We start from the raw sequence: 6,000 nt of genomic DNA, 5'->3' as shown, positions 1-6,000 counted from the left end.
CGCGAACTCGCGCCGGGTCGGCACCACATTCACGCCGGGTCGGCAGGGTGGGGGAGCGCGGACTGTCGGTGGTCGCTGTCACGGTGTGCGCATGACGACGAGAATCGACTGCGACACCTGCGTGGTGCGCGGGCTCGCGTGCCACGACTGCGTGGTCACGGTGCTCCTGGGGCCGCCGCCCGAGCTGACCTTCGACGACGACGACCGCGAGGCGCTGGAGGTCCTGGCCGCCGGGGGACTGGTCCCGCCGCTGCGCCTGGTCCAGCCCGTCGACCCGCCGGCGGTCGAGTCGGCGTGACCCAGACCCGGGGTCGCGGAAGTAAAGAAAACCCGCGATTCGGCCGCGTCCGGTTTTGCCAGCCCCTGAGGGGCGACTACCCTCTCGAACTCAGGTGCTCGTGGAAGTGGACCGACCAGGTTCGCGCGAGCACCGCGTCGAGTTCCGGACCGTTCGCGGGCCGGGAGCCGGGGAACCACCACCTCTGGGGTGAATCTCTCGCAAGGCGTACGCCGTTCACGGGCGTCGTACGAGGAGCGTGAGTAGGGCAAGTCGTGCCCGAACCCGTCAGCTCACCCGGTAGGCGTACGACACACAAGGGGAACAACCCGCTCGTGCTCAACGGTCGGAAGCGCTACATCACTGCCCTCGCAGGCCTTGCCCTCGCTGGATCCGTCGGCTTCGTCCCCACCTCGCCGGCGCAGGCCGAGCCCGACATCGACGACGTCCAGTCGCGCGTCGACCGGCTCTTCCACGAGGCCGAGCAGGCCTCCGAGCGCTACAACGACGCGAAGCTGGAGCTCACCGAGCTGCGCAGCGACCTCGCGGCGCTGAAGGCCGACGAGAGGCGCCAGGACGCCAAGCTCGACGTGATCCGCGACCAGGTCGCCGACTCGCTCGTCAGCGAGTACGCCGGCTCCGCCACGTCGGCGGCCGGCCGGCTGTTCGTCTCCGACGACCCGCGCGCGTTCCTCAACCAGCTCTCGACGATGGCGAGCTACAACGACCTCCAGGGCGACCTGCTGGCCGGGTACTCCGCCGAGGCCGACGCGCTCGAGCTGCGGCGCGAGGCCACCGAGGCGCGCTCGAAGCAGGTCGCGAAGACCGAGGAGGCGCTCGCCGCCGAGAAGGAGACGACCGACGCCAAGCTCGCCGAGGCCGAGAAGCTCCTCGACAAGCTCAAGGCCGAGGAGCGCGAGGCGCTGCTCTCCCGGGGCGGTTCCCAGCGGGTCCCGTCCAACGTCCCGGCCTCCGGCCGCGCGGGCGCGGCGATCTCGTACGCCATGGCGCAGGTGGGCGACGCGTACGTCTACGGCGCTGCCGGCCCGAACGCCTTCGACTGCTCGGGCCTGACGATGATGGCGTGGGCCCAGGCCGGCGTCGCGCTGCCGCACTCCTCCAGCGCCCAGTACTCCTCGGGTCCGCGCATCGCCCAGGGTGACCTGCAGCCGGGCGACCTGGTCTTCTACTACAGCCCGATCAGCCACGTCGGCATGTACATCGGCAACGGCATGATCGTGCACGCCGCGAACCCCGGCACCGGCGTGGTCGTCTCCGACCTGCACTCCATGCCGTACGTCGGCGCCGTCCGCCCTGGCTGACGCTTCGACCCCGAAGGCCGGTCGCCCCCGTTGGTGGGTGGCCGGTCTTTCGTCGTTCCTGCTGGTCGTCGTCGCGGTGGTGACCTGGCAGCTCGTGTCCGACGACACGTACGTCGCCCCGCCGCCCGGCGCCCCGGCGGTGCGCGCGGTGGACTCCGCGGCGGCCGGCAAGGTGCTCACCGCGCTCGTGGCGGCCGTCGAGGCGGCCGATCCCGAGGCGGCCCGGGCGCTCGCCCCGGCCGGTGACCGGGCGGCGGGTGACCGGCTGGCCGCCGTCGCGACCAACGCGGGCGAGCTCCGGGTCCGCGACTTCGCGGCCCGCTACGTGGCGGCGAGCGGCCCCGCGGCCGCGGACGGCACCTGGACCGCCCGGGCCGACGTCGCCTGGCGCTTCGCCGGCTTCGACCGGGCACCCGCGCTGGCCGAGGTGCCGGTCGTGTTCCGGTCCGTCGACGGCGAGGTCGGCCTGGTCGCGTTCGGCGCCGAGGAGGGCCGGTCGCCCGTCTGGCTGGCCGGCCCCGTCGAGGTACGGCGTACTCCCGAGACGCTCGTGCTCACCGCCGACGCTGCGGGGGCCGATCGCTACGCCCGCCTGGCGGAGCGAGCCGTGCCCGTCGTACGCCGGGTGGTGACCGGCTGGCGGCCGCGGCTCGTGGTGGAGGTGCCCGCGTCGGCGGAGGGCCTGGACCGGGCGCTGGACGCCGAGCCGGGGACGTACGCCGGCATCGCCGCCGTCACCACCAGCGTCGACGGCTCGCTGGCGCCCGGCTCGCCGGTGCACGTGATGGTCAACCCGGCCGAGCTCGGCCGGCTCCGCCCCGCGGGCGCGCAGGTGGTGATGAGCCACGAGGCGGCGCACGTGGCGACCGACGCGCCCACGAGCACCAGCACCCCACTGTGGCTGCTGGAGGGGTTCGCCGACTACGTCGCGCTGCGCGACGTCCGGCTCCCGGTGACGACCACGGCGGCCCAGATCATCGAGCAGGTACGCCGCGACGGCGTCCCGGACGCGCTGCCCGGAGCGACGGAGTTCGACCTGGGGGCCACCCACCTCGGCGCCGTCTACGAGAGCGCCTGGCTCGTCTGCGAGGTGATCGCCGAGCGGGCGGGGGAGGACGCCCTCGTCGCGTTGTACGAGCACGTCGCCGCCGGTACGCCGCTGGCGCGGGCGCTGCGGCGCGACACCGGCCTCTCGGAGCCGGAGCTCGTCGGGGCCTGGCGGGAGCGTTTGTCAGACTTGGCCGCGTGACGCAGGCGGCCCGCAGGATCTCGCTCGTGACGGCCGCCGTGAGTGGGGTCGTCTTCGTCGTCCTCGCGGCCGTCCTCGTGCCGTGGGACCCCGTCCCGGGCGGTGCCCTCCGGCCGGCGGACCCGACCGTGCTGTTCACCCCGGAGCAGCTGGACCGGGCGGCCGAGTTCGCGAGCCGCACCGACTGGATCGGCTACGCCTCGCTGGTCGTCCGCCTGCTGGCCGCCTGCTGGCTCGGCTTCTCGCGGCGCGGCCGCGCGCTCTTCGCGCGCCTGCCCGGCCCGTGGTGGGCGGCGGTGATCCTGGCCGTCGCGGTCTTCGAGGTCGGACTGCGCCTGCTGACCCTGCCGTTCGCGGTGCTGATGCGCCGCCAGCTGCTCGACTACGGGCTGAGCACCCAGTCCTGGCCGGCCTGGGTGCTCGACCTGCTGAAGGGCGAGCTCGTCGACGTCGTGGGTCTCTCCCTCGCCCTCCTGGTCCTGGTCGGCTGTGCCCGGCGCTGGCGCCGCGCCTGGCCCGCGATCGCCGGGGCGATCGCGGCCGGGCTGGTCGTGCTGGGCTCGTTCGCCTACCCGCTGGTCGTCGAGCCGTTGTTCAACGACTTCGAGCCGCTGGAGGACGGCCCGCTGCGGACCGGGGTGTTCGAGCTGGCCGAGAAGGAGGGCGTGGCGGTCGATGAGGTGCTGGTCGCCGACGCCTCACGCCGTACGACGACGCTCAACGCCTACGTCTCCGGCATCGGCGGGAGCCGTCGGGTGGTGCTCTACGACAACCTCGTGAACGACCTGCCCGAGGACCAGGCCCTGTCGGTGGTCGCGCACGAGCTCGCCCACGCCCGGCACCACGACGTCGTGGTCGGGACGGTCCTCGGCGCGGCCGGCGCCTGCTTCGCGATCGGTCTGCTGGGGACGGTGCTGGGGGCGCTGCGACGGCGGGGCGGCTCGCCGGCCGACCCGGCCGTGGTCCCGCTGGTCCTCGCGCTGTACGCCGTCGCCGTCGTGCTGAGCAGCCCGGTCCAGAACACCATCAGCCGCCACGTGGAGATCCGCGCCGACGTGGACGCGCTCCGGGCGACGGGCGACCCGGCGGCGTTCGTCGAGCTGCAGCGGCAGCTCGCCGTACGCTCGATCGCGGATCCGGAGCCGCCCGGGTGGTCGCACTTCTGGTTCGGCAGCCACCCGACGGCCCTGCTGCGCACCGCGCTGGCCGAGCGGCTGTCCGAGTCGGGAGGAACCGGTCAGGAGTAGAGGGCCTCCACCTCGACGCGGTGCTCGCGCATCACCACGGCGCGCTTCAGCTTCAGGCTCGGGGTGAGCTGGCCGCCCTCCTCGGTCCAGTCGCCGGGCAGGATCGTGAACTTCCGGATCGACTCGGCCTTCGAGACCGCCTTGTTGGCGTCCTCCACGGCCGCCTCGACGGCCGCCCGCAGGTCCGGGTCGTCGACCAGGTCGGCGATCGAGCCGCTCTTGCCGTTGGCCTCGGCCCACAGCGGGAACGACTCCACGTCGATGGTGACCAGGGCGGCGATGAACGGCTGCCCGTCGCCGACGACCAGGCACTGGCTGACCAGGGCGTGTGCCCGCAGCCGGTCCTCGAGCACGGCGGGCGCGACGTTCTTGCCGCCGGCCGTCACGATGATCTCCTTCTTGCGGCCGGTGATCCGCACGAAGCCCTCGTCGTCGACCTCGCCGACGTCGCCGGTGTGGAACCAGCCGTCGCCCTCCATCACCTCGGCGGTCGCGGCCTCGTTGTCCCAGTAGCCGGAGAACACCTGACCGCCGCGGAAGAGCAGCTCGCCGTCGTCGGCGACCCGGACCGCGGTGCCGGGCAGCGGCCGACCGACCGTGCCCATCTTCTGCGCATCGGGGAGGTTGGCGGTGAGTGCGGCGGTGGTCTCGGTGAGGCCGTAGCCCTCCAGGACGATCAGCCCGAGGCCGCGGTAGAAGTGGCCGAGCCGTTCGCCGAGCGGGGCGCCGCCGGAGATGGCGAAGCGGCACTCGCCGCCCAGGGCGGAGCGCAGCTTCGCGTAGACCAGGCGCGAGAAGAGCGCGTGCTGGGCGCGTACGGCGAGCGAGGGACGACCCTTGTCGAGACCCCGGGAGTAGGCGATGGCGACCTCGGCAGCGCGCTCGAAGATCTTGCCCTTGCCATCGGCCGTCGCCTTCTGCGAGGCGCTGTTGAAGACCTTCTCGAAAACCCGCGGCACCGCGAGGATGAACGTCGGCTTGAACTCCTGCAGGTCGACCAGGAGGTTCTTGATGTCGGCGCTGTGCCCCAACCGGGTGCGGGTCATCACGCAGCCGATCTGGATGATCCGCGCGAACACGTGGGCCAGCGGCAGGAACAGCAGCGTCGACGCGTCGTCGTCGAAGAGCATGTCCAGCTCGTCGACCGCCACCCCCAGCTCGAACATGAAGTTGCCGTGGGTGATGACGCAGCCCTTGGGCCGGCCGGTCGTCCCGGAGGTGTAGATCAGCGTCGCCAGGTCGAGCGGCGTCGCCGTCGTACGACGCTTCTCCAGCTCCTCGTCGCTGATGTCCGCGCCCAGGCTCGAGAGCACGTCGACGGCGTTGTCGGTGATCGACCAGACGTGGTTGAGCTGGTCGAGCTCGCCGCGGACCTCGGTGACCCGGGCGACGTGCCCGGCGTCCTCGGCGACCACGGCGCGGGCGCCGGAGTCGCGCAGGATCCAGGCGATCTGCTCGGAGGACGAGGTCTCGTAGACGGGCACGGTCACGGCGCCGGCGAACCAGATCGCGTAGTCGAGCAGCGTCCACTCGTAGCGGGTCTTGGAGATCAGGGCGACCCGGTCGCCGGTCTCGAGACCGGCGGCGATCAGGCCCTTCGCGACGGCGCGGACCTCGGCCAGGAACTCCGCACAGGTCACGTCGACCCACGCCGTACCGGTGTGCCGGCTGAAGGCGACCGTGTCGGGGGCCTCCGCGGCGTTGGCCACCACGTCGTCGGTGAGATTCCCGGTCGCCGGGATCTCGATGGTCAGGGGCGTGGAGAACTCCCGCACGCTTCCTCCTCATCCGCTCCGACCGGCGTAGGACCGCCGGCTCGCGGCGCCACCGAGGGCGCCACTCGGCAGGTTACCGCCGAGGGCCGTACTGCCGGTATCCGGTACGCTCCGGACCGTCTGGTCCGAC

5 protein-coding genes and 1 riboswitch are annotated in these 6,000 nt (G+C 72.8%); of the genes, 4 read left to right on the top strand and 1 reads right to left on the bottom strand.

Annotated features, from left to right (window positions below; all coding sequences use genetic code 11):
- Positions 1–91 precede the first annotated feature (91 nt).
- The 4 genes from VMF51_RS09180 to VMF51_RS09165 all read left to right on the top strand — a co-directional run bounded on the left by VMF51_RS09180 (position 92) and on the right by VMF51_RS09165 (position 4,095).
- Entirely contained in the window at positions 92–298 is a 207-nt protein-coding gene (locus VMF51_RS09180) for a hypothetical protein (RefSeq protein ID WP_325474115.1), read from the top strand.
- Between the two features lie 125 nt (positions 299–423).
- A riboswitch (cyclic di-AMP (ydaO/yuaA leader) is annotated at positions 424–599 on the top strand.
- Between the two features lie 13 nt (positions 600–612).
- The gene (locus VMF51_RS09175; protein ID WP_325474114.1) at positions 613–1,599 is read left to right on the top strand and encodes a C40 family peptidase; all 987 of its coding nucleotides are present in this window, start codon (positions 613–615) and stop codon (positions 1,597–1,599) included.
- Positions 1,600–1,636: 37 nt separating this feature from the next.
- Entirely contained in the window at positions 1,637–2,848 is a 1,212-nt protein-coding gene (locus VMF51_RS09170; protein ID WP_325474113.1) for a hypothetical protein, read from the top strand.
- Entirely contained in the window at positions 2,845–4,095 is a 1,251-nt protein-coding gene (locus tag VMF51_RS09165) for a M48 family metallopeptidase (RefSeq protein ID WP_325474112.1), read from the top strand. The genes VMF51_RS09170 and VMF51_RS09165 overlap by 4 nt, the downstream gene beginning before the upstream one ends.
- Here VMF51_RS09165 and VMF51_RS09160 read toward each other — a convergent pair.
- Entirely contained in the window at positions 4,086–5,870 is a 1,785-nt protein-coding gene (locus VMF51_RS09160; RefSeq protein WP_325474111.1) for an AMP-dependent synthetase/ligase, read from the bottom strand. The two genes, VMF51_RS09165 and VMF51_RS09160, sit on opposite strands and share 10 nt — an antisense overlap.
- Between the last annotated feature and the right edge of the window lie 130 nt (positions 5,871–6,000).

This window comes from Nocardioides sp. (assembly GCF_035503875.1).
GTDB lineage: Bacteria > Actinomycetota > Actinomycetes > Propionibacteriales > Nocardioidaceae > Nocardioides.
Note: the sequence above shows the minus strand (reverse complement) of the source record. Positions and strands in the feature narration are given on the sequence as shown.